The organism is Streptomyces sp. NBC_00289, from assembly GCF_041435115.1.
Lineage (GTDB): Bacteria > Actinomycetota > Actinomycetes > Streptomycetales > Streptomycetaceae > Streptomyces.
The window spans coordinates 7,286,477-7,309,438 of sequence record NZ_CP108046.1 but is presented as its reverse complement, the minus strand read 5'-3'; the positions used below and the strand labels follow the sequence as shown (position 1 = coordinate 7,309,438).

General features: G+C 72.4%; 20 protein-coding genes. 15 read left to right on the top strand and 5 right to left on the bottom strand.

Annotated elements, in window-relative coordinates; genetic code table 11:
- Positions 1-21 precede the first annotated feature (21 nt).
- The 3 genes from lpdA (at position 22) to OG985_RS33005 (ending at position 5,068) form a co-directional block, all read left to right on the top strand.
- Entirely contained in the window at positions 22-1,410 is a 1,389-nt protein-coding gene (gene lpdA / locus OG985_RS33015) for a dihydrolipoyl dehydrogenase (protein ID WP_371672001.1), read from the top strand.
- 74 nt (positions 1,411-1,484) lie between these two features.
- Complete coding sequence (sucB, locus tag OG985_RS33010; RefSeq protein WP_371672000.1) at positions 1,485-3,290, top strand: 2-oxoglutarate dehydrogenase, E2 component, dihydrolipoamide succinyltransferase; 1,806 nt, start codon at positions 1,485-1,487, stop codon at positions 3,288-3,290.
- Positions 3,291-3,421: 131 nt separating this feature from the next.
- Positions 3,422-5,068 (top strand): IS1182 family transposase, encoded by a 1,647-nt coding sequence (locus tag OG985_RS33005; protein WP_331718584.1) that lies wholly within the window; start codon positions 3,422-3,424, stop codon positions 5,066-5,068.
- Between the two features lie 68 nt (positions 5,069-5,136).
- On the opposite strand, the gene OG985_RS33000 is transcribed toward OG985_RS33005, so the two are convergent.
- Positions 5,137-5,415: a hypothetical protein gene (locus OG985_RS33000; RefSeq protein WP_371671999.1), complete on the bottom strand. Its 279-nt coding sequence runs from the start codon at positions 5,413-5,415 to the stop codon at positions 5,137-5,139.
- A 280-nt stretch (positions 5,416-5,695) separates the two neighbouring features.
- Between OG985_RS33000 and OG985_RS32995 the strand changes: the two genes are divergently transcribed.
- The 4 genes from OG985_RS32995 (at position 5,696) to OG985_RS32980 (ending at position 11,155) form a co-directional block, all read left to right on the top strand.
- Positions 5,696-6,319 (top strand): GntR family transcriptional regulator, encoded by a 624-nt coding sequence (locus tag OG985_RS32995; RefSeq protein ID WP_371671998.1) that lies wholly within the window; start codon positions 5,696-5,698, stop codon positions 6,317-6,319.
- A 496-nt stretch (positions 6,320-6,815) separates the two neighbouring features.
- Complete coding sequence (gene aceE / locus OG985_RS32990; RefSeq protein WP_371671997.1) at positions 6,816-9,518, top strand: pyruvate dehydrogenase (acetyl-transferring), homodimeric type; 2,703 nt, start codon at positions 6,816-6,818, stop codon at positions 9,516-9,518.
- Between the two features lie 87 nt (positions 9,519-9,605).
- Positions 9,606-10,580: a helix-turn-helix transcriptional regulator gene (locus OG985_RS32985; RefSeq protein WP_371671996.1), complete on the top strand. Its 975-nt coding sequence runs from the start codon at positions 9,606-9,608 to the stop codon at positions 10,578-10,580.
- Between the two features lie 56 nt (positions 10,581-10,636).
- On the top strand, positions 10,637-11,155 hold the full coding sequence (locus OG985_RS32980) for a DUF4240 domain-containing protein (RefSeq protein ID WP_371674572.1): 519 nt from the start codon (positions 10,637-10,639) through the stop codon (positions 11,153-11,155).
- Between the two features lie 25 nt (positions 11,156-11,180).
- Here the strand turns inward: OG985_RS32980 and OG985_RS32975 are convergent, their stop codons facing one another.
- Together OG985_RS32975 and OG985_RS32970 are read right to left on the bottom strand one after the other, a co-directional pair.
- Positions 11,181-11,411: a hypothetical protein gene (locus OG985_RS32975; RefSeq protein WP_371671995.1), complete on the bottom strand. Its 231-nt coding sequence runs from the start codon at positions 11,409-11,411 to the stop codon at positions 11,181-11,183.
- Positions 11,412-11,566: 155 nt separating this feature from the next.
- Positions 11,567-12,373, bottom strand: coding sequence for a peptidoglycan recognition protein (locus tag OG985_RS32970; RefSeq protein ID WP_371671994.1), 807 nt, complete (start codon positions 12,371-12,373; stop codon positions 11,567-11,569).
- A gap of 201 nt (positions 12,374-12,574) precedes the next feature.
- On the opposite strand from OG985_RS32970, the gene OG985_RS32965 reads away from it, so the two are divergent.
- Together OG985_RS32965 and OG985_RS32960 are read left to right on the top strand one after the other, a co-directional pair.
- Positions 12,575-13,759 (top strand): MarP family serine protease, encoded by a 1,185-nt coding sequence (locus tag OG985_RS32965; protein ID WP_371671993.1) that lies wholly within the window; start codon positions 12,575-12,577, stop codon positions 13,757-13,759.
- Positions 13,760-13,785: 26 nt separating this feature from the next.
- Complete coding sequence (locus OG985_RS32960) at positions 13,786-14,010, top strand: hypothetical protein (RefSeq protein WP_371671992.1); 225 nt, start codon at positions 13,786-13,788, stop codon at positions 14,008-14,010.
- Here the strand turns inward: OG985_RS32960 and OG985_RS32955 are convergent.
- Positions 13,991-14,479, bottom strand: a complete 489-nt coding sequence (locus OG985_RS32955) for an N-acetyltransferase family protein (protein ID WP_371671991.1) — start codon at positions 14,477-14,479, stop codon at positions 13,991-13,993. The two genes, OG985_RS32960 and OG985_RS32955, sit on opposite strands and share 20 nt — an antisense overlap.
- A 72-nt stretch (positions 14,480-14,551) precedes the next feature.
- On the opposite strand from OG985_RS32955, the gene OG985_RS32950 reads away from it, so the two are divergent.
- On the top strand, positions 14,552-15,448 hold the full coding sequence (locus OG985_RS32950) for a TIGR01777 family oxidoreductase (protein WP_371671990.1): 897 nt from the start codon (positions 14,552-14,554) through the stop codon (positions 15,446-15,448).
- Between the two features lie 190 nt (positions 15,449-15,638).
- On the top strand, positions 15,639-17,006 hold the full coding sequence (locus OG985_RS32945; RefSeq protein WP_371671989.1) for an NAD(P)/FAD-dependent oxidoreductase: 1,368 nt from the start codon (positions 15,639-15,641) through the stop codon (positions 17,004-17,006).
- Positions 17,007-17,948: 942 nt separating this feature from the next.
- Here the strand turns inward: OG985_RS32945 and OG985_RS32940 are convergent.
- A complete protein-coding gene (locus OG985_RS32940) occupies positions 17,949-19,385 on the bottom strand; it encodes a regulator (RefSeq protein WP_371671988.1) in 1,437 nt (478 codons plus the stop codon).
- 209 nt (positions 19,386-19,594) lie between these two features.
- On the opposite strand from OG985_RS32940, the gene lipB reads away from it, so the two are divergent.
- From lipB to OG985_RS32920, 4 genes are all read left to right on the top strand, one after another.
- Positions 19,595-20,437: a lipoyl(octanoyl) transferase LipB gene (gene lipB / locus OG985_RS32935; protein ID WP_371671987.1), complete on the top strand. Its 843-nt coding sequence runs from the start codon at positions 19,595-19,597 to the stop codon at positions 20,435-20,437.
- A gap of 200 nt (positions 20,438-20,637) precedes the next feature.
- Positions 20,638-21,603 carry a lipoyl synthase gene (gene lipA / locus OG985_RS32930; RefSeq protein ID WP_371671986.1) on the top strand — a complete coding sequence of 322 codons (966 nt, stop codon included), beginning with the start codon at positions 20,638-20,640 and terminating at the stop codon, positions 21,601-21,603.
- Positions 21,604-21,919: 316 nt separating this feature from the next.
- On the top strand, positions 21,920-22,120 hold the full coding sequence (locus tag OG985_RS32925; RefSeq protein WP_371671985.1) for a hypothetical protein: 201 nt from the start codon (positions 21,920-21,922) through the stop codon (positions 22,118-22,120).
- 69 nt (positions 22,121-22,189) lie between these two features.
- Entirely contained in the window at positions 22,190-22,891 is a 702-nt protein-coding gene (locus OG985_RS32920; RefSeq protein WP_371671984.1) for a DUF4191 domain-containing protein, read from the top strand.
- The last annotated feature ends 71 nt before the right edge of the window (positions 22,892-22,962 follow it).

The window sequence follows — 22,962 nt, the reverse complement described above, 5'->3', positions numbered from 1 at the left end:
GCACAGCATGGAGGACGTGACGTGGCGAACGACGCCAGCACCGTTTTCGACCTAGTGATCCTCGGCGGTGGTAGCGGTGGTTACGCCGCGGCCCTGCGCGGGGCGCAGCTGGGCCTGGACGTCGCCCTGATCGAGAAGGACAAGGTCGGCGGCACCTGCCTGCACCGGGGATGCATCCCCACCAAGGCCCTGCTGCACGCGGGCGAGATCGCCGACCAGGCCCGCGAGAGCGAGCAGTTCGGCGTCAAGGCCACCTTCGAGGGCATCGACGTACCCGCCGTCCACAAGTACAAGGACGGCGTGATCGCCGGCCTGTACAAGGGCCTGCAGGGACTCATCGCCTCCCGCAAGGTGACGTACATCGAGGGTGAGGGCCGCCTGTCCTCCCCGACCTCCGTCGACGTGAACGGCCAGCGGATCCAGGGCCGCCACGTCCTGCTCGCGACCGGCTCCGTGCCGAAGTCGCTGCCGGGCCTGGAGATCGACGGCAACCGCGTCATCTCCTCGGACCACGCCCTCGTCCTGGACCGCGTGCCGAAGTCGGCGATCGTCCTCGGCGGCGGCGTCATCGGCGTCGAGTTCGCCTCCGCCTGGAAGTCCTTCGGTACGGACATCACGATCATCGAGGGGCTGAAGCACCTCGCCCCGCTCGAGGACGAGAACTCCTCCAAGCTTCTTGAGCGCGCGTTCCGCAAGCGCGGCATCAAGTTCAACCTGGGCACCTTCTTCTCGAAGGCCGAGTACACCCAGGACGGCGTCAAGGTCACCCTCGCCGACGGCAAGGAGTTCGAGGCGGAGCTCCTCCTCGTCGCCGTCGGCCGCGGCCCGGTCTCCCAGGGCCTGGGCTACGAGGAGCAGGGCGTCGCGATGGACCGCGGCTACGTCCTGGTCGACGAGTACATGCGGACGAACGTCCCGACCGTCTCCGCCGTCGGTGACCTGGTCCCGACGCTCCAGCTCGCGCACGTCGGCTTCGCCGAGGGCATCCTGGTGGCGGAGCGCCTGGCCGGTCTGAAGACCGTTCCGATCGACTACGACGGTGTCCCCCGGGTGACGTACTGCCACCCCGAGGTCGCCTCCGTGGGGATCACCGAGGCCAAGGCCAAGGAGATCTACGGCGCGGACAAGGTCGTCGCTCTCAAGTACAACCTCGCGGGCAACGGCAAGAGCAAGATCCTCAACACCTCCGGCGAGATCAAGCTCGTCCAGGTGAAGGACGGTGCCGTGGTCGGCGTCCACATGGTCGGCGACCGCATGGGCGAGCAGGTCGGCGAGGCCCAGCTGATCTACAACTGGGAAGCGCTGCCCGCCGAGGTCGCCCAGCTCATCCACGCCCACCCGACGCAGAGCGAGGCGCTCGGCGAGGCCCACCTGGCCCTGGCCGGCAAGCCGCTCCACTCCCACGACTGAGCCTTCGGTCAACGGACGCGCGATTCCACGCGACGACACAGACTTCCGCACTTCCGTAAGGAGCAACCGAAACCATGGCGGTTTCCGTAACCCTTCCGGCGCTCGGTGAGAGCGTCACCGAGGGCACTGTCACCCGCTGGCTGAAGGCAGAGGGCGAGCGCGTCGAGGCCGACGAGCCGCTGCTCGAGGTGTCGACCGACAAGGTCGACACCGAGATCCCCTCTCCCGCAGCCGGCGTCCTGGCCTCCATCAAGGTCGCCGAGGACGAGACTGTCGAGGTCGGCGCCGAGCTGGCCGTCATCGACGACGGCACCGGCGCACCCGCTGCCACCCAGGCCCCGGCCGCCGAGGAGGTGGCCCCTCCGGCCCCCGAGCCGACTCCGGCCGTCCAGCCGTCCACCGAGCAGGCGGCTCCGGCCCCGGCTCCCACCGCCGAGGCCGCGTCCGGCGGCGGCTCCGCCGAGGGCACGGACGTCGTCCTGCCCGCGCTCGGCGAGTCCGTCACCGAGGGCACCGTCACCCGGTGGCTGAAGGAGGTCGGCGACTCCGTCGAGGCCGACGAGCCGCTGCTCGAGGTCTCCACGGACAAGGTCGACACCGAGATCCCGGCGCCCACCTCCGGTGTGCTGCTCGAGATCACGGTCGGCGAGGACGAGACGGCCGAGGTCGGCGCCAAGCTGGCCGTGATCGGCGCCCCGGGTGCCGCTCCGGCGGCCGCTCCGGCTCCCGCCGCCCCGGCTCCGGCCCCCGCCGCCCCCGCTCCGGCCGCTCAGGCCCCGGCGCCCGCTCCCGCGCCGGCCGCCCCCGCGGCTCCGGCTCCGGCACCGCAGGCGCCCACGGCTCCGGCACCGCAGCAGCAGGTCACCCCGGCTCCCGACCCGGCCCCGGCCGCTCCGGCGCCCGCGCCCGCCCCGGTCACCCCGGCTCCGGCGCCCGCCGCGACCTCGGGTGACGACGGCGCCTACGTAACCCCGCTGGTGCGCAAGCTCGCCGCCGAGAACGGCGTCGACCTGGCCGGCGTCAAGGGCACCGGTGTCGGCGGCCGTATCCGCAAGCAGGACGTCATCGCCGCCGCCGAGGCCGCGAAGGCCGCCGCCGCTCCGGCTCCGGCCGCGGCTGCTCCGGCCGCCAGGAAGGCGCCGACCCTGGAGGCCTCGCCGCTGCGCGGCCAGACCGTCAAGATGCCGCGCATCCGCAAGGTCATCGGCGACAACATGGTCAAGGCACTGCACGAGCAGGCGCAGCTGTCCTCGGTCGTCGAGGTCGACATCACCCGCCTCATGAAGCTCCGCGCGCAGGCGAAGGACTCCTTCGCGGCCCGTGAGGGCGTCAAGCTCTCCCCGATGCCGTTCTTCGTGAAGGCGGCGGCCCAGGCGCTGAAGGCCCACCCGGCCGTCAACGCCCGGATCAACGTGGACGAGGGCACGATCACCTACTTCGACACCGAGAGCATCGGTATCGCGGTGGACTCCGAGAAGGGCCTGATGACCCCGGTCATCAAGCACGCGGGCGACCTGAACATCGCCGGTATCGCCAAGGCCACCGCCGATCTGGCGGGCAAGGTCCGGGCGAACAAGATCACCCCGGACGAGCTGTCCGGCGCGACCTTCACCATCTCCAACACCGGTTCACGCGGCGCGCTCTTCGACACGATCATCGTGCCGCCGAACCAGGTCGCGATCCTGGGCATCGGCGCCACGGTCAAGCGCCCGGCCGTCATCGAGACGGAGGAGGGCACGGTCATCGGCGTTCGCGACATGACCTACCTGACGCTGTCCTACGACCACCGTCTGGTGGACGGCGCCGACGCGGCCCGCTACCTGACCGCGGTCAAGGCGATCCTGGAGGCCGGCGAGTTCGAGGTCGAGCTCGGCCTGTAGGTTCCACGAGCCGTAGCGTGCCCCCGTCCGGAACTCCGGACGCTGTTGGTAAATCCGGGGTTTGCGTGACGACGGCCTGTGTGACCCCGTTGGGGTTGTGCAGGCCGTCGTCGTGTTTCTGGGGTGGGTTCGTGTCGTTGCGTGGGGTGGAGTTGGCGGAGATCCCTGAGGAGACCGTGCGGTTGGCGCGTGCGGTGTTCCCGAAGGGCTGTCTGGTGATGCGGGTACGGGATGCGCTCGGGCCGGTCTTCGCCGACGTCGATTTCGAGGAGCTGTTCCCGGTGCGAGGGCGTCCGGCGGTGTCACCGGCCCGGCTGGCGCTGGTGTCGGTGTTGCAGTTCGCGGAGGGGCTGACCGACCGGCAGGCCGCGCACGCGGTGCGCTCGCGTCTGGACTGGAAGTACGCCCTGTCGCTGGAGCTGGCCGACACGGGGTTCGACTTCTCCGTGCTCAGTGAGTTCCGGGCCCGGCTAGCCGAGTCGGATGCGGGCCGGGCGGTGTTCGACGCGGTACTGACCGCCGCCGGGGAAGCGGGGCTGGTCACGGCGGGCAAGCGGCAGCGCACGGACGCCACTCATGTACTGGCCGTGACCAGGGACCTGAGCCGGCTGGAGTTCGTGGTCGAGACGCTGCGCACGGCACTGAACCAGATCGCCGAGGCGGCCGGGGACTGGCTGGTGACCGTGGCGGCGCCGGAGTGGTTCGACCGGTACTCGGCCCGGCCGGAGGACAGCCGTTTCCCCTCCCGGTGGGCCGCCCGCGTCGAGCACGGCGACCAGTGCGGGGCCGACGGCATGGTGCTGCTCCAAGCCGCCTGGTCGGCGTCGGCACCGCCCGGCCTGCGGCATCTGCCCGCGGTGGAGTTCCTGCGTCAGACCTGGGTGCAGCAGTTCCACCAGGCCGAGGGGGCCGTGCGCTGGCGGGAGCCGAAGAACACCCCGCCCGGTCTGATCCGCTTACGCACCCCGCACGAGCCCGAGGCCAGGACCGGGGCGAAGCGGGATCTGGGCTGGTCCGGATACAAGGTTCATCTCAGCGAGACCTGCGAGCCCGACGCCCCGCACCTGATCACCCACATCCACACCACCCCGGCACCAGTGACCGACGGCGCGGTGCTGGAGGACATCCACACCGCCCTGGCTGAACGCGGACTGGTGCCGGACGAACACCTGGTGGACGCCGGATACGTGGATGCCGAGCAGATCCACCACGCCCGCCGCGATCACAGCATCGACCTCGTCGGACCGGTGGGGAAGAACACCAACCGGCACCAGGTGACCGGCGGCTTCTTCGACAGCACCCGCTTCACCATCGACTGGGACCAGCGCCACGCCGTCTGTCCTGGTGGCCACATCAGCGTTTCGTGGCGAGACACCCGCAGCCACCGAGGCACCCCGGTCACCCGCGTCCGCTTCGCCGAACGGCACTGCGGCCCCTGCGAACTGCGAACGTCCTGCACCAACGCCGGAACCGGCCGCAACCTGACCCTGCGGCCGAAAGCCGAGCACGAGATTCTTCAGCAGGCCCGCACCGAGCAGGACACCGACCACTGGCGCCGCCGCTACGGACACCGCGCCGGCGTCGAGGGCAGCATCTCCCAAGGCGTCCAAGCCTTCGGCCTGCGCAGATCCCGCTACCGCGGTCTCGCAAAGACCCGACTGCAACACCACTTCACCGGCGCCGCCATCAACCTCGCCCGCATCGATGCCTGGCTCACCGGCAGACCCCTCGCCCGCACCCGCGTCTCACCCTTCGCAGCACTCCGCCCCGCCGGATGAGATCCAGCGGGGCGGATTTACCAACAGCGTCCGGAACTCCGGGCGGGGGCATCGCCGTTCCGGCGGCGCTACCGTGGTGCCGACGCCCCGTCCGATGCTGCCGGGACCCTGTCCGGCCGTTCCGGTCCCACCAGCGCCCCGACCCGCACGGTGAGCTCACCGGGCCGCGCGTCGACTCCGGCGACAAAGTTGTCGTCCCCGCCCCTGACCTGGTACGACGCGCTCGGCTCCGGCTGCGCGCGGGTGGGCATCTGCCGGCACCCGGCGACGCCCACGAGCACCGCCACCACACCCACCGCGGCCGCGGCGGACCGCCACCGCCTTCCGGTCCGTCCCCCGATGTCCATGCCGTCCCCCGCCGTTCCCGGGGGCGCCTCCGAGCGAGCCCCCTCGCCGACCACGACACATCCGCGGCCCCGCGGGTTCGCGCGGTGACACGGCGGTGACGGCTCCGGGCCGGACCCGGTACGGGGCTTTACGGGAAACGCCGCCGTGACAGGCGTGTAAGTCTCGTCTCACCTGCATGAAAGCGCCCCCGTGCGCCTCTCCCGGACAGGCCCCCGGCCTTATTGTCTAAACGTCAAACGCCCCAGGGGCCGATGGGCGGCCCCTCCCTAAGGAGCACTCATGACCGCGCCCGTCGTCCACTCGCTGCGCGAGCAGATCCGCGAGCACATCGTGGAGGGGATCGTCAGCGGGCGCTGGAAGCCGGGCGAGCGGATCGTCGAACGCCGGATCGCCACCGAGCTGGAGGTCAGCCAGACCCCGGTGCGGGAGGCGCTGCGCGAGCTGGAGTCGCTGCGGCTGATCGAGTCGGCGCCGAACAAGGGCGTACGGGTGCGGAACCTGACCGCCGCCGACCTGGAGGAGAGCTACCCGGTCCGGGCCGGCCTCGAGGCGATCGCGGCGGAGCTGGCGGCGGCTGGTCTCGCGGAGGACTGCTCGGCCCTGGAACCGCACGTCGCGGCCCTGTACGAGGCGGACCGCAGGGCGGACGGGACGGGCCAGGTGCGGCACACGGTGGGCTTCCACCGGGAGCTGGTGCGGGCGGCCGGCAACTCGGTGCTGCTGCACACCTGGGAGGGCCTCGGCATCGAGGTGTTCACTGCGCTGTCCATCCGCTGGCTGGGGACGGTGCAGCAGTCGTACGCGGAGGAGCACGAGGAGCTGGTGGCCGCGTTCCGGCGGCGGGATCCGCGGATCGCCGAGATCGTGAAGGCGCACGTCCTGGGCTGCGCCCCGCGACCCTGAGACGGCTCCGCGCCGACTGCTCCGGGACGGTTCGCGACGACTGCGGGGCGGTTCGCGCCCACTACAGGACGGTTCGCGCCCACTGCAGTGCGGCCTTCGGAACGACCCCGCGGCCACCGTACGACGGTTTGCGACGACCCTACGGCGGTCCTCCAGCGCTCCTACGGCGGTCCACGGGCCGTCCTTCAGCGGTCCTCCGGCGGTCCTACGACCACCTCGCGACAGCCGAGCGCCCCCACGCTCACCTGCGAAAACGGTCCAAAGAGCCTCGGAGAACCCGGCCCGAAGACACGACACCCCGTGCCTTCGGCCGAGGCACCGCGTGCCGACTTTCTCGTGATCAAGAGGTTTTGCCCCTCAACCCTTTGATCGATCATCGATCAGCGAGTTACAGTCACCGACGGACTCCTACCAGAGCCCACGCCCTGTCCTGCCAAAGACAAAGGGCACCCCCAAAACCCCACAGGGAACCCCTTCGACTGAGGAAGGCGGCGACATGACCGACCCCAACGCCATCCAGCCGAGCGAGCTCGACCAGCTCCCGGACCGCGACCCCGAGGAGACCGCCGAATGGCAGGCCTCCCTGGACGCCGTCACCAAGGCGGCCGGGCCGCACCGTGCCGCGTACCTGATGCGCCGCACGCTGGAGCGCGCCGAGGGCAACGGCATCGCGCTGCCCAAGCTGCTCGAGACCGACTACGTCAACTCCATCCCGACCGCCGCCGAGCCGTCCGCGCCCGGTGACGAGGCGATGGAGCGCCGGATCACCGCGTGGAACCGCTGGAACGCGGCCGCGATGGTCACCCGGGGCGCGAAACACGGCGTCGGCGGCCACATCGCCACCTTCGCCTCCGCGGCCTGGCTGTACGAGACCGGCTTCAACCACTTCTTCAAGGGCAAGGAGGCCGACGGTTCGGGCGACCAGCTCTACATCCAGGGCCACGCCTCCCCCGGCATCTACGCCCGCGCCTTCCTCGACGGCCGGCTGACCGAGCAGCACCTCGACAACTTCCGCCAGGAGGCGGGCGGCAACGGCCTCCCGTCGTACCCGCACCCCCGCCGGCTGCCCTGGCTGTGGGAGTTCCCGACCGTCTCGATGGGCCTCGGCCCGCTGTCGGCGATCTACCAGGCGCGCTTCAACCGCTATCTGACCAACCGCGACATCAAGGACGTCTCCGCGTCCCACGTGTGGGCCTTCCTGGGCGACGGCGAGATGGACGAGCCCGAGTCGACCGCGGCACTCGCCCTGGCCGCGCGCGAGGGTCTGGACAACCTGACCTTCGTCATCAACTGCAACCTGCAGCGCCTCGACGGCCCGGTCCGCGCCAACTTCAAGATCGTGCAGGAGCTGGAGGCCCAGTTCCGCGGCGCCGGCTGGAACGTCGTCAAGTCGCTGTGGGGCAACGCCTGGGACGAGCTGTTCCAGCTCGACACCACGGGCGCGCTCGTCCGCCGCCTGCGCCAGGTACCCGACGCCCAGGTCCAGACGTACCAGACCCGCGACGCCGCCTACATCCGTCAGGACTTCTTCGGCGCCGACCCGGCGCTCGTCGAGATGGCGAAGCTGCTGAGCGACGACAAGATCCTCGAGTGCTTCCACCTCTCCCGCGGTGGCCACGAGGCGCGGAAGGTCTACGCGGCCTACAAGGCGGCCGTCGAGCACAAGGGCGCGCCGACCGTCATCCTGGCCCAGACCGTCAAGGGCCACACCCTCGGCGAGGGCTTCGCGTCGAAGAACGCCAACCACCAGATGAAGAAGCTCTCGGTGGACGAGTTCAAGACGATGCGTGACCTTCTCGAACTTCCCATCTCCGACAGCCAGTTCGTCGACGGGGTCGTGCCCTACGGCCACCCCGGCGCCGACTCCCCCGAGGTCCGCTACCTCCAGGAGCGCCGCGCGACCCTCGGCGGCCCGGCCCCCGCCCGCCGTACGCATGCCCTGGCCCCGTTGCCCGCCCCGGCGGAGAAGGCGTTCACCTCCTTCGACAAGGGTTCCGGCAGCCAGAACATCGCCACGACCATGGCGTTCGTCCGCCTGGTCAAGGACCTGGTCCGCGACAAGGAGAGTGGCAAGCGCTGGGTGCCGATCGTCCCCGACGAGGCGCGCACCTTCGGCATGGAGAGCCTCTTTCCCTCCCTCGGCATCTACTCGCCGAAGGGGCAGACGTACGAGCCGGTCGACCGTGACCAGCTGATGTACTACAAGGAGGCCAAGAACGGGCAGATCCTCAACGAGGGGATCACCGAGGCCGGTTCGATGGCCGACTTCATCGCCGCGTCCACCGCGTACTCCACGCACGGTGAGGCGATGATCCCGTTCTACATCTTCTACTCGATGTTCGGCTGGCAGCGCACGGCCGACCAGATGTGGCAGCTCGGCGACCAGCTCGGCCGCGGCTTCCTCGTCGGTGCCACGGCCGGCCGTACGACGCTGACGGGCGAGGGCCTCCAGCACGCCGACGGCCACTCCCCCGTCATCGCCGCGACCAACCCGGCCGCGCTGAGCTACGACCCCGCGTTCGCCTACGAGGTGGCGACGATCGTCAAGGACGGTCTGCGCCGTATGTACGGCGAGGCCGCGCCGGGCGAGGACCAGAACGTCTTCTACTACCTCACCGTGTACAACGAGCCGATGCCGCAGCCGGCCAAGCCGTCCACGCCCGGTCTCGACGAGGGCATCGTCAAGGGCCTGTACCGCTTCAACACGGCGGAGTCGGCCGGGCTGTCCCCGGTGGCCAACGCCCCGCGCCTCCAGCTCCTCGGTTCCGGCACGGCGATCCACTGGACGCTCGCGGCACAGAAGCTGCTCGCCGAGGAGTGGGGCGTCGCGGCCGACGTCTGGTCGGCGACCTCCTGGACCGAGCTGCGCCGGGACGCGCTGGACGCCGACGCGGCCCTGCTGCGCGGCGAGGAGCGCGTGCCGTACGTCCGTCAGGCGCTGGCCGGCGCCGAGGGCCCGGTCCTCGCGGTCTCCGACTACATGCGCCAGGTCCCGGACCAGATCGCGCAGTGGGTCGAGCAGGACTACTCGTCGCTGGGCGCGGACGGCTTCGGCCTCTCCGACACCCGTGACGCCGCCCGCCGCCACTTCGGCGTCGACGCCCAGTCGATCGTCGTCGCCGCGCTGGCCCAGCTCGCCCGCCGCGGCGAGGTCAAGGCCTCGGCGGTCAAGGAGGCCCGGGAGCGCTACGGCCTGTAAGGCCTGCGGCGGGACCAGGGGTTCCACGAAGGGGTACGGCGGCTGCCGTGCCCCTTCGTTGTCGGTGGGCCCCGGCATCATGGCCGTATGCGTGCTGCCCGGCTGATCAAGATGGTGCTGCTGCTCCAGTCCCGGCCCTCCATGACCGCCGCCGAGCTGGCGCGGGAGCTGGAGGTGTCCGAGCGGACGGTCACGCGCGACGCGCAGGCGCTGTCGGAGGCGGGGATCCCGGTGTACGCCGACCGGGGGCGGGCCGGCGGGTACCGGCTCGTCGGCGGCTACCGCACCCGGCTGACCGGGCTCGCCCGGAGCGAGGCCGAGGCGCTGTTCCTCAGCGGCGTGCCGGGAGCGCTGCGCGAGATGGGGCTGGGGGACACCGCCTCCGCGGCCCGCCTCAAGGTGTCCGCGGCCCTGCTGCCCTCCCTGCGGGACGCCTCCCGGACGGCTGCCCAGCGCTTCCACCTGGACGCGCCGAGCTGGTTCCAGGAGCCCGAGACGCCCGGACTGCTGCCCGCCGTCGCGGAGGCGGTGTGGGACGACCGGCGGATCACCGCGCGCTACCGGAGCCGGGAGGCCGAGGTGGGGCGCGAGCTCGAACCGTACGGTCTCGTCCTGAAGGCCGGGGTCTGGTATCTGTGCGCACGGGTGGCGGACGGTGGTTCCTTCCGGGTGTACCGCATCGACCGGTTCACGGCGGTGGAGGCGGCGGGGGAACGCTTCGAACGGGCGGAGGACTTCGACCTGCCGGACTTCTGGGCGGAGCGGGCGGAGCAGTTCGCGCGCTCGATCCTGCGGGCCGAGGTCGAGGTGCGACTGTCGAAGGAGGGGGTGCGGAGACTGCCGTACGCCGTCGATCCACCGACCGCCCGGGAGGCGCTGGGGTCCGCGGGCGACCCGGACGCCGAGGGGCGGGTGACGGTGACCCTGGCGGTGGAGTCCGAGGAGGTCGCCCACACCCAGCTCACCGCGCTCGGACCGGAGGTGGAGGTGCTGGCGCCGGAGCGGCTGCGGGCGCGCTTCGCGGGCGACGCGCTGCGGCTGGCCGGGCTGTACGGGACATAACAATCCGCCGCACTCCACGTGCGCCCCACCCGTCCAGGGCTGATGCTTGTCCCGTGATGGACGAGACGGAGTTCTGGGAGCTGGTGGACGCCACCCGCGATGCCGCCGGGGGCGACCCGGAGGACCAGGCCGACCTCCTCGTGGACCGGCTGCTCCAGTTCGACCCCGAGGTGGTCCTCGACTTCGCCCGTCACTTCGAGGCCCGCTACAACCGCGCCTACACCTGGGACCTTTGGGGTGCCGCCGCGGTCCTGCTGGACGGAGCGAGCGACGACGCCTTCGACTTCTTCCGGTGCTGGCTGATCGGCCAGGGCCGGGAGGTGTACGAGGCCGCCGTGCACGACGCCGACTCCCTCGCCGGCCTGCTGGACGACTTCGACGAGGAGATCGACGGCGACGGCGAGGATCTCGGCTACGCGGCCGACGAGGCCTACGAACAGCTCACCGGCACCGTCGCCCCCGACCTCGGCATCCTCCCCCCGCCCACCGAACCGGAGGGCACGCCCGTCGACTTCGAGCACGACCGCGTACTCGCGGAACGCTTCCCCAAGCTGTGGGAGCGCTTCAGAGCCTGACTCACCACAGCGCCCTCGAAGGGCGTCAGGCCGCGGCCCGTCGGCGGCTCGGGTCCGTCGGGATGTACGCCTGCTTCTGGTCGGCCTTCACCGCGTGGTGCAGCGGTGCCGCGTTGGCCTGGTCCAGTGCGGACGCCGTGACGGCGGCCGGGCCCAGAATGACCGTCGCGACGGCGCAGACCACCGTCCAGGGGCCGCGTACGGCCCTGCTCCAGCCCGCGGTCCGTTGCGTGGACTCGTTACGACTGCTGCTCATGATCCCCACCTCCGGTCGGCTTCTGGTGACGACCGTAGATCGCGGGGATCTGAGTGGTCTGCGTACCGGCTGTGGCGTTCCTGTGGACCTGCCGGCCGGGGGCCCGGGCCGAGCACGGGCGGGCCCCCGCCCGCGCGGCCGTACGCCCCGTCGGCTCATCTTCGGCCCTGGAGCCGCGCCGCCCGCTCCCTGATCTCCGGCAGCCGGGCGCTGAGGGCCGCGCCGGGGCAGCTGGTCATGTAGCCGTCGTCGTGGCCCGCGAGGGTGGGCAGGGTGGCGGAGGTACCGGACGCGAACCGGCTGTGACTGTTGCTGGAGACCAGCTTCACCCGGGAGCGCGGGTCGACGCCCGTCAGGCCCAGTTTCCAGGCGGCCAGCGCGGCGATCGCGTCGGTCATGGCCCGGGGCACGGGCACTCCGGCCGTGAAGGTGCCCAGGGCTGCGATGCCCGACGTGCGGTGGTTGAAGCCCTGTGTGTGGGCTCCCGTGACGGGGCGGTCGATGCCGCCCGCACGGCCCTCGTAGATGGTGCCGCAGCGGTCGACGAGGAAGTTGTAGCCGATGTCGTCCCACTGGCGGGCGCCGGTCTGGCCCGCCGCGAGGTAGCGGATGATGCGGGGCACGTCGGCGCAGGCGTAGCCGTTGGGCGAGTCGGTGTGGTGGACGAAGACGGCGACGACCTTGTCGTCGTAGCGCGGGGGCGGCCGGTCGCGGGCGTCGTCGCCGGCCCAGGCCGACCGCGGCACGATCCGCGGTCTGGCCGCGGTGTGCCGGCTTTCGGGCCGGGCCGCGACGGCCTGCCGCGCCGCCGCCTCACCGTCTCGGTCGGCGTCGCTCGCGGACAGGGCGAGCGCGCCCACGGCGGCGATCACGGGCAGACAGGCCAGCAGCACGACCACGGCGCCGGGTATTCGTACCGCCCGCCGTTTCCGCGCCCCCCGCGCTCTTCGGAAGACACGCATGGACCCACTGTCGGCCTGATCCGCTCCGTCCGCGATGTGGGCTGTGCCACCCGGTGGAACCATCGTCCTGGTCCACGACGTTTTCCCGGGTGGACGCACGTGTGGCCGGTTCCGGGGGCCGCGCGCGGTTGGCTGATCACTGGGCCCGTCCGGCGCGTACTAGGAGACGCCCCCTGAGGGGTCCGAGAGAAAGGCGGCTCCGTGGACCTGCTCGACATCCTGCTGTTGCTGGCCGTCCTGGCCTACGCGGCTTCCGGCTACCGGCGTGGGCTGGTGGCCGGCTGTGTCTCGCTGGCCGGGTTCGTGGGCGGCGCGGTCGTCGGCGTGTGGGTGCTGCCCTGGATGATGGACCTGGCCACGCCGGGGACCACCGCGGCCACGGTGACGGCGGTGCTGACCGTGCTGGTGCCGGGCGTGGTCGGGCACGAGCTGGCGGGGCGGCTGGCCCTGAAGCTGCGGCGCGAACTGGACGGCGGACCGCTCAGGGTGGCCGACGGCGTGGGCGGGGCCGCCGCGAACTCGGTGGCCGTGCTGATCGTGGCCTGGGTGGCCGCGAGCGTGCTGGGCGTGTCCTCGTCCCCGCTGGTCACCACGGCCATCCGGGACTCCGTGCTGCTGGGCGCGGTGCAGGACACCATGCCGGACACGACGCCCACCTGGTTCTCCCGAGCCACGTCCGCGCTCACCGAGGCGGGTTTCCCGCAGGTCTTCAACCCGTTCGAGAACGAGTCGACGGCCGAGGTCGCCAAGCCCACCGGCGACAGCGTCACGGCGAGTGCCACGAACGCCGCCAAGACCAGCACGGTGAAGATCGAGGGGGTCTCCGGCGACCAGGGCCGCGAGGGCAGCGGCTTCGTGTACGCGGACCGGCACGTGATGACCAACGCGCACGTGGTGGCCGGCATCGACCGGCCGAACGTGCGGATCGGGGGCGTCGGGCGGTCGTACGAGGCGCGGGTGGTGCTCTTCGACCCCGACAAGGACGTGGCGGTGCTGTACGTCCCGGACCTGCGGGCGCCCGTGCTGCGCTTCGACGGCAAGGCCGAGCGCGGCGACTCCGCGGTCGTCGCGGGGTATCCGCAGGACGGCGACCTGAATCTGCAGGCGGCGACGGTCGCGGGCCGGATCCGGGCCAAGGGGCAGAACATCTACAACAACGCGATGGTCACCCGCGAGATCTACTCGATCCGGTCCACCGTCCGCCCCGGCAACTCCGGCGGCCCCCTGCTGACCACCGACGGCAGGGTCTACGGCGTCGTCTTCGCCCGCTCCACCTCCGACGACGAGACCGGCTACGTCCTGACGGCGGCCGAGGTCGCCCCCGACGCCCGGCGGGCGGCGGACGCGACGGCCCCGGTGAACACGGGTGACCTGGTCACGTCCTGAGCGGGACCGGCGTGCGGGTGATCTCCGTGGCCCAGGTGTTCCGACGGGCCGCCGCCGTCCTCGCGCCGCTCTCCCCGTCGGCCCTCGCCGCCGCGCCCGCGGGCGAATCCGGCGGGCGCGGCCGGGTGCTCGCCGGTTTCGTGGCGGCGGCGGCCGTGGCGGTGGGGGCCGCGCTGCGGCCGGTCGTGCGCAGATCGCGCCCTCTGACCTGGTCGGCCGCGGCCGACCAGGTCAGAGGGCGCGTCCCATGAGCACGTCGTCGACGTACTCGCCGTCCAGCAGGAACTCCTCGGGCAGGACGCCCTCCACCACGAACCCCTCGGACTCGTAGAGCTTGCGGGCGGCGGTGTTGTGGCCCAGGACGCGCAGGGTGAGGCGCCGGGCCCCCAGCCGCGTGGCCTCCCGCACCGCGGCCCGCACCAGTTCGCGCCCCACCCCGGCGCCGCGCGCCTCGTCGGAGACGGCGAGACCCTGGACCTGCCGGACGTGGGCGTTGCACGCCAGGGACGTCGGGAAGCCCAGCCGGAGATACCCGACGACCTCGCCGCCCAGCTCGGCGACGAGGTGGTCCCGCGGCCCGAACCGCTCGGTGTAGAAGGGCGGGTACGGCGGCCGGGGAGGCGGCTGGACGGAGTGCAGGGTGGACCACGTGGCGCGGTCGAGGCGACCGAGCGTCTCCTCGTCCTCAGGGGTGGCGTGACGTATGTACGGAACCGGCATGGCGGCCAGCCTACGGCGGGGACGTGAGGGTCCCGCATGGGGTTTTCCGTGGCAACCGGGCAGGATGGAGTCATGGAACGTTCCCGAATCGCGGTGGCCGGTGCGTCTGGTCTCATCGGCGGCGCGCTGGTCCGGTCCCTGACGGCCGACGGGCACGCGGTGGTGCGCCTGGTGCGCCGTGCGCCCCGGGCCGAGGACGAGGTCCGCTGGGACCCGGAACGCCGATATGTCGACACGGCCGGGCTTGCCGGCTGCGACGCCGTGGTCAACCTGGCCGGGGCGGGGGTCGGCTCGCGCCGCTGGACGGACGCGTACAAGGCGCGGATCCGCAGCAGCCGGGTGCTCGGTACGGCGACCCTCGCCGAGGCCGTGGCCTCCCTCGACGTCCCGCCGCGCGTCTTCGTGAACGGCAGCGCGATCGGCATCTACGGGGAGACCGGCGACCGGGCCGTGGACGAGGACGCGCCACCCGGGGACGGCTTCCTGCCCACGGTGTGCGTGGAGTGGGAGGCTGCCGCGGCGCCCGCGCGGAAGGCGGGCGTACGGACGGCGTTCGCGCGCACCGGGCTGGTGGTTGCCCGCGAGGGCGGGGCGTGGGGACGGCTGTTCCCCCTCGTGAAGGCCGGACTGGGCGGACGCATGGGCGACGGGCGGCAGTACTGGTCGTTCGTCTCACTGCACGACGAGGTGGCCGCGATCCGCCATCTCATCGACACCGACGGTCTGTCCGGGCCGTTCAACCTGACCGCGCCGCAGCCGCTGACGAACCGTGAGATCACCGAGGCGATGGGACGCGTGCTGCGCAGGCCGACGGCGTTCACGGTCCCCGCGCCCGTGCTGCGGGCCGCGCTGGGCGAGATGGCCGGGGACGTTCTGGGCAGCCAACGGGTGCTGCCGATGCGGCTGCTGGAGTCGGGGTTCACCTTTGCGTTCCCGGAGATCGAGGGGGCGATCAGGGCTGCTCTGTGACCGCCGCGCCCCGCCTCGCGGCCGTGTGCGACCGTCTGGGGCCGCATGCGACCGCCGTGCGTCCGTGCCCTGTGCATGCGCGACTCCCCCGGGCCGGTCGCGGCCCTAACCTCGACCCGAACTCGGGTATTCCCGGAGCCAGTTGGGAGCAGTACGCTCCCGCCGGCCGCGCAACCTCGAGGAGGGGCACGTGCTTGAGCCCGCGTACCAGGCTGACGTTGTGGTGGTGGGAGCCGGGGTCGCCGGACTCTCGGCCGCGCACCGGTTGACCAGCGCAGGAGTGAGGACCGTGGTCCTCGATGCCGCCCCCTGGGTGGGCGGCCGTATGACGACGGAGAAGGTGGACGGCTTCCGGCTCGACCGGATCGGGCAGCTGCTGTCCACCGCGTATCCCGAACTGGGCCGGACTCCGGGGCTCGACGCGCTCGTGCTGCGTCCCTTCGCACCCGGTGTTCTGCTGCACGCCGACGGACGGCACCACCGTGCGGGCGCCCCGGCGAACACGGGGGGCGCGAGGGGCGCACTCCATGCGGTGCGCGCCCTGGCAAGCGCCCCCCGGAGCGCCCCCCGCGGCCCGTCCGCGCCCCGGGTCCGCGCGGGCGCCCCGCTGGGCACGCCCGTCGACCAGGCCCGCCTCGGCGCGGCGCTCACCCGGATCGCGGGCACGCCCGTCGAACGGCTGCTGGCCCGCCCCGAACTGCCCGCCGGCCAGGCCCTCGCCGCCCGAGGTGCCCCGGCCCGCACGGTCGACGGCTTCCTGCGGCCCCTGCTGGCCGCGCTGCTGTGCGACCCCGAGCTGACCACGTCCAGCCGGTGCGCGGACCTCGCGCTGCATGCCTTCGCCAGAGGGCGGCTGTGCGTGCCGGAGGGCGGCGCCGAGGCGCTGCCGGAGCTGCTCGGGCAGGGGCTGCCGCCGGACACCGTGCACACCGGCGTGCGGGTGACCGCCGTCTCCACGACCTCGGTGACCACCGCCGAGCACGGGGAGATCCAGTGCCGGGCGGTGCTCGTCGCGACGGACGCGCGGGCCGCCGCCGACCTGCTCCCCGGCCTGCGGGTACCCGACTTCCACCCGGTGACGGTGGTGCACCACACGACGAACGAGCCGCCGGCGACCGGGGCCTTTCTGCTGCTCGACGCGGACCGCGGCGGCCCGGTCGCGCACACCGCGGTGGTCAGCGAGGTGGACCCGAGCCGGGCTCCCGCGGGCCGCACCCTCGTCTCCTCGACGGTCCTGGGGCCGCCACCGCCCGACGTCGACACCGCCGTACGCTCACACCTGTCCCGGCTCTACGGCACCCCGACCGCGTCCTGGGAGACGCTCGCCGTGCACCACACCGCCGAGGCCGTACCGGCGATGCGCCCACCGCACGACCTGCGCCGCCCGGTACGCCTGCTGGCGGGCCTGTACGTGTGCGGCGACCACCGGGACACCAGCACGGTCCAGGGCGCGCTGCACTCGGGCCACCGCGCCGCATCCGCCATCCTGACGGACCTGCGCGCCACCGGCCCCCTCCACACAGCCGACCCACCCCGCACCCTCCGCCCGGCAGCCTGACCCCCCCGCCGCCACGCAGGCACGGCGGATCCTCCCCACGGACACCGCCGTGCCACCGCCTCAGCCACACCTGCCCGGCAGCCTGACCCCCCGCCGCCACGCAGGCACGGCGGATCCTCCCCACGGACTCCGCCGTGCCGCCGCCTCAGCCACACCCCGGCCCGACCCGGCCGTGCGGGCACGACGGCCCCTGCGGGCCCGGCAGGCACAGGGCAAGCGCCGGAGCCGCCGCACCCGCAACGCGCCGACGACCGCCCGGCCCGGCGCCACCACCACACTGCCGACCAGGACCACGTCACGGACCGACCCGGATGCTGCCGGCCCGGCAACGCCGCGGGCCTGTGGGCACGGCAGGCACAGCGCAGGCGCGGCAGCCGCCCGCACCGCAACGCGCCGACGACCGCCCGTCCCGGGCTGCCGACCACGCCACGGACGGACCCGGGCCGAGTCAGGGCCCTATGGACACGACAGCTTCTGCGGGCACGGCAGTCACGGCGCAAGCGGGGCACCGCCCCGCCGACGACCAACCGCCCGCACCCGCAACGCGCCGAAGCCTGCCCGGCCCGGCGCTGCCCCAGGCTGCCGACCACGGCCACGCCCCAGAACGACCCGGGCCGACCCGGGCCGACCCGAGCCGACCCGAGCCGACCCGAGCCGACTCAGGCCGACTCAGGCCGACCCGGAATCCTGCGGGCCTACCAGGCCCGGCAGGCACCACGGCGCCTGGTAGGCCCCGCCTGCCCTGCGTCGCCCCGGAACGACCCGGCCGACCCGGCCCGACTCGGAATCCTGCGGGCCGAGCAGGCCCGGCAGGCACCGCGGCCCCGGCGGCCCCCGCCGACCCTGCGTAAGCGGGGCAGCCCGCGGTGCTCCGCTCCGGGCCCGGCCGCCCCGAGGCGGGGCCGGGTCGGGAAAGCCGCCCCGGTCCGTGGTCTCGGGCGGTCACCCCAGAGCTGCGACCTTGTCGCGGTAGCCGCGTACCGGGGCCGCGTCCTTGTACGGCTCCAGTCGGCGTTCGAAGTCCCTGACGTACTCGATCGCTCGTACCGAGCGCATCTCCGCGGCCGCTCCGGCCGCTTCGGCGCCCAGTTGGCAGGCCTGGTCGAGTTCGCCCAGGCCGAGGCGGGCGGAGGCCAGGACGACCCGGCAGAACAGCCGGCTGCGGGCGTAGACGGGGGCGCGCAGTTGCAGGGAGCGTTCCGCGTGCTGGGCGGCCGCGCGGAACTGCTGCAGGTCGCGGTGACAGTGCCCGAACTCGTCGGCGAGCTGCGCCTCGTCGAAGAACCGGGCCCAGTGCGGGACCTCGTCTCCGGGCCGGGCGGCCTCCAGGGCCCGCTCGGCCCGTACCAGCGAGGCCGTGCAGGCCCGCACCTCGCCGAGCACGCCGTGGCCGCGCGCCTCGGCCGAGTGCAGCAGTGCCTGGACGGCGGGCGGGGCGCTGGTGCCGACCCCCTGCTGTGCCACCCGGGCGAGCTGCACCGCCTCCCGCCCGTGCCCGAGATAGACGGCCTGCCGGCTCATCGTGACCAGCACGTACGAGCCGTACGACCGGTCCGCGGCCGCCTGCGACAGCCGTAGCGCCTGGACGAAGTAGCGCTGGGCGAGTCCGTGCGCCGCGATGTCGTACGACGTCCAGCCGGCGAGCCTGGTCAGGTCGGCGGCCGCCGCGAACAGGCGGCGGCCGGTCTGCTCGCCGTAGGTGCCGCGCAGCATCGGCTCGCACTCGTGCTCCAGGTAGCGCACGAGGGCCTGGCGGGCGTGCCCGCCGCCGTACATGTCGTCGAGGGAGCGGAACAGGTCGCCGACCGAGCGGAGCGCCGAGATGTCGCCGCCGCTGACCTTCTGGCCGGGGCCGCGCTCGACCTGGCCGCGCTGGCGGGGCACCCCCGGGCGGCCCTGCGTCGGGACGCGGAGGGGCGGTTCGCCGCGGGCGACCCGGTCGTCGGCCCGCCCGATCAGCCAGTCCCGGCTGGGCACGACGAGCCCCGCCGGGGTGAAGGCGATCTTGCGGAGCTCGGCGTGGCTGCCGGAGTCCTTGCGCCACAGCCCGCCGACGATGTCGACGGCCTCCTCGGGACTGGCGGCGAACTCCAGGCCGGCGTACACGGGGGCGCAGGCGTCGAGCCCGAGGTCCTGGGCGGTCAGGCGCCGCCCGAGGCGCCGGGTGAAGACCTCGGCGATCAGGGCGGGGGTGGTGCCCCTGGGCTGCTGCCCGCGCAGCCACCGGGTGACGGACGTCTTGTCGTATCTGAGGTCCAGTCCGTGTTCGAGACCGAGCTGGTCCACGCGACGGGCGAGACCCGCGTTGGAGAACCCCGCTTCTGCGATGAGCGCGGCGAGCTGTCGGTTGGGCGTGCGCTGCGCGGGTCGTTCCGTCATCTGCGGTGCGGTCTCCTGCCTTTCGGGCCTTGCGGCGGCCGCTGCGGCCGCCGCCTTGCCCGGATTGCCTGTGAGCAGCCGTTATGGCCTCGTGAACGGCGCGAATGTAGCGGAGCGTAAGCAGCCGATCGCACACTTCGACGTTCATTCATCCGATCGTGTGAGGATTGCCCGCGACGCTGACGTGACATGGCCGGACGTACAGTGGCGTGGGCACGGTTCGTGCCTTACGAGCTTCCGAGGAGGCGCTTGCCGTGAGTGGGTTGCGGTTCGTCCGCATGGGATTCGGTGCCGAGGCCGTCGAGTACCAGGAGGCGTGGGACGAGCAGCGCCGGGTGCACGCGGCGCGCTTCGAGGACGGGATCCCCGACACCGTTCTGCTGGTGGAGCACCCCCCGGTCTACACGGCCGGCCGGCGCACGGCGGACAACGAGCGCCCGCTCGACGGCACCCCGGTCATCGACGTGGACCGCGGCGGCAAGATCACCTGGCACGGCCCGGGCCAGCTGGTGGGCTACCCGATCCAGAAGCTGCCGCGTCCGGTGGACGTGGTGGCGCACGTACGGCGCCTCGAGGAGGCCCTGATCCGCACGTGCGCGGAGTTCGGCCTGGAGACGACCCGGGTGGAGGGCCGCAGCGGGGTGTGGGTCCTCGGCGACCCCGTCGCGCAGCGTCCCTCGCTCGGCGGACTGTCCCTCGACCTCGACCCGCGTCTCCACGACGAGGAGTTCGACCCGCGCCTCGACGGCCCCGAGTACGCCCCCTCCAACGCCGGCCAGCGCCGCGAGGACCGCAAGATCGCGGCGATCGGCATCCGGGTCGCCAAGGGCGTCACGATGCACGGCTTCTCGCTCAACGTGAACCCCGACAACGCGTGGTTCGACCGGATCATCCCGTGCGGGATCCGGGACGCGGGCGTCACCTCGCTGGCCAACGAGCTGGGCCGGGACCTGACGATCGAGGACGTACTGCCGGTCGCCGAGCGGCACCTGCGGGATGTGCTGGAGCACGCGGAGCTGAAGCCGCGCGAGATCGAGAGGACGCCGGCATAAATCCGGCCGGCCGGGCGTTCGAGGTCATGGTGCTTCAGGTCGTAGGACCTCCGTCGTGACGAGCCGGGTCGCAGCCGATCAGGCGGTGGCGGGGCCCGGGGCGGCAGCCTTCGGCAGGATCCGCACCGGCGCCGGGAAACCATCAAAAGCACGGGCGTACCCTGGTGGACGCCGAAGAATCAATCGCTAGGGAGCCGGTCGTGTCCGCAGTCGCACCCGACGGACGCAAGATGCTGCGCCTGGAGGTCCGCAACAGCCAGACCCCCATCGAGCGCAAGCCCGAGTGGATCAAGACCCGGGCGAAAATGGGTCCCGAGTACACGAAGATGCAGAACCTCGTGAAGAGCGAGGGCCTGCACACGGTCTGCCAGGAAGCCGGCTGCCCCAACATCTACGAGTGCTGGGAGGACCGCGAGGCCACCTTCCTCATCGGCGGCGACCAGTGCACCCGGCGCTGCGACTTCTGCCAGATCGACACCGGCAAGCCGGAGGCCCTGGACCGCGACGAGCCGCGCCGGGTGGGTGAGTCCGTGGTCACCATGGACCTGAACTACGCCACCATCACCGGCGTGGCCCGCGACGACCTGGCGGACGGCGGCGCCTGGCTGTACGCGGAGACGGTCCGCCAGATCCACCAGCAGACCGCGGAGCGCGCGGAGGGCCGTACGAAGGTCGAGCTCCTCGCCCCCGACTTCAACGCGGTCCCGGAGCAGCTGGCGGAGGTCTTCTCGGCCCGCCCCGAGGTCTTCGCGCACAACGTCGAGACGGTCCCCAGGATCTTCAAGCGGATCCGCCCCGGCTTCCGGTACGAGCGTTCACTTAAGGTCATCACCGAGGCCCGTGACGTCGGCCTGGTCACCAAGTCGAACCTGATCCTCGGCATGGGCGAGACCCGCGAGGAGGTCAGCGAGGCGCTCAAGCAGCTGCACGACGCAGGCTGCGAGCTGGTCACCATCACGCAGTACCTGCGCCCGTCCGTGCGTCACCACCCCGTGGAGCGCTGGGTCAAGCCGCACGAGTTCGTGGAGCTGAAGGAGGAGGCCGAGCAGCTCGGCTTCTCCGGGGTGATGTCCGGCCCGCTGGTCCGCTCCTCGTACCGCGCCGGGCGGCTGTACCGGATGGCGGTCGAGAAGCGCGGGGAGTATGTCGCCTCGCAGGCCGTCTGACCCGACGCACCGGTCAGGCCGTCCGGTGGCTCCGACGGGCTGACTCTCCGTCACCCGCCTTTCCCCACAAGGAGTGCGGCAAGCGTGTGAACTCACGCACAAGCGACTACTCGCCGGTAGCGGCCGATATGACGCGGTCCTGACCGTCCTCGCAGCTGAGGGCGCCTGTCAGGGCCGCGTCCCCGTTCGGAGGCCCCGCATCAAGGTTTCATTGGCGTTTGACCGGTCGGTCATGCCCTGGTAACACCAAACAGTGACCCTGGACTCACAGCACGTAAACCCGTACCCGCAGGGGTACCGAGGGGGGACCTCCATCATGCAGGCCGCGCCCGTTCGCGCCACCGCCATTCCGACGTTCACCGACGCTCTGCGCGCGGTCGAGTCGCTGCTCCTGAGCAGTGGCCAGCGCACCGCCCGCCGTAACGCGTGGACCTCCGTCCTGGAGGACCGCCGCCGCGCCAAGGACCGTGTCGAGGCGCAGCTCGTGCTCGAGCAGACCTTCGCCGCCCGCTCCTGAACCCGCCCCTCCCCTTCCCCGCGGGCACTGCCGTCGTCGCCGCTTCCGGGGCCACGTAGACTTCACGGCATGGCGAGGAAGGACACGGCAGCGGACGCTGCGAACCCCGGGCGACTCAAGCAGATTGCCCTGACCTACAAGATGACCCGCAAGGCCGACAAGAAGATCGGTCTTGTACTCGCGGGTGTCGGCATCATCACCTTCGGTGTCTTCCTCGCGATCGGTCTGCTGATCGGTCACCCCATCTATCTCGGCATCCTGGGCGTGCTGCTCGCCTTCCTCGCGACGGCGATCGTGTTCGGGCGCCGGGCCGAGCGGGCGGCCTTCGGTCAGATGGAGGGCCAGCCGGGCGCCGCAGCGGCCGTGCTGGACAACATCGGCCGAGGCTGGACGACGACGCCCGCGGTGGCGATGAACCGCAGCCAGGACGTGGTGCACCGGGCGGTCGGCAAGGCCGGCATCGTCCTGGTGGCCGAGGGCAACCCGAACCGGGTGAAGAGCCTGCTGGCGGCCGAGAAGAAGAAGATGAACCGCATCGTCGCGGACGTGCCGGTGCACGACGTGATCGTGGGCACCGGCGAGGGCCAGGTCGAGCTGAAGAAGGTCCGCACGACCCTGCTGAAGTTCCCGCGCGTGCTGACCGGGCCGCAGGTCACCACGACCAACGACCGGCTGCGGGCCATGGGCGACCTGATGAACAACATGCCGTTGCCGAAGGGCCCGATGCCCAAGGGCATGAAGCTGCCGAAGGGCGGCCCGAAGGCCCGCTGACCTCCCTCCCACTTCGCCTTCGAACGTCACACGTCGTCGAAGCCTCGAGCCGAGAGAAGGGGCCGCCCGGA

Coding starts and splice junctions, on each gene's coding strand:
- OG985_RS32950 (WP_371671990.1), top strand. CDS start 14,552: ATGGAACGTTCCCGAATCGCGGTGGCCGGTGCGTCTGGTCTCATCGGC.
- aceE (WP_371671997.1), top strand. CDS start 6,816: ATGACCGACCCCAACGCCATCCAGCCGAGCGAGCTCGACCAGCTCCCG.
- OG985_RS32955 (WP_371671991.1), bottom strand. CDS start 14,479: ATGCCGGTTCCGTACATACGTCACGCCACCCCTGAGGACGAGGAGACG.
- OG985_RS32980 (WP_371674572.1), top strand. CDS start 10,637: ATGGACGAGACGGAGTTCTGGGAGCTGGTGGACGCCACCCGCGATGCC.
- OG985_RS32985 (WP_371671996.1), top strand. CDS start 9,606: ATGCGTGCTGCCCGGCTGATCAAGATGGTGCTGCTGCTCCAGTCCCGG.
- OG985_RS32920 (WP_371671984.1), top strand. CDS start 22,190: ATGGCGAGGAAGGACACGGCAGCGGACGCTGCGAACCCCGGGCGACTC.
- OG985_RS32995 (WP_371671998.1), top strand. CDS start 5,696: ATGACCGCGCCCGTCGTCCACTCGCTGCGCGAGCAGATCCGCGAGCAC.
- OG985_RS32925 (WP_371671985.1), top strand. CDS start 21,920: ATGCAGGCCGCGCCCGTTCGCGCCACCGCCATTCCGACGTTCACCGAC.
- OG985_RS32970 (WP_371671994.1), bottom strand. CDS start 12,373: ATGCGTGTCTTCCGAAGAGCGCGGGGGGCGCGGAAACGGCGGGCGGTA.
- OG985_RS32975 (WP_371671995.1), bottom strand. CDS start 11,411: ATGAGCAGCAGTCGTAACGAGTCCACGCAACGGACCGCGGGCTGGAGC.
- sucB (WP_371672000.1), top strand. CDS start 1,485: ATGGCGGTTTCCGTAACCCTTCCGGCGCTCGGTGAGAGCGTCACCGAG.
- OG985_RS32940 (WP_371671988.1), bottom strand. CDS start 19,385: ATGACGGAACGACCCGCGCAGCGCACGCCCAACCGACAGCTCGCCGCG.
- OG985_RS33000 (WP_371671999.1), bottom strand. CDS start 5,415: ATGGACATCGGGGGACGGACCGGAAGGCGGTGGCGGTCCGCCGCGGCC.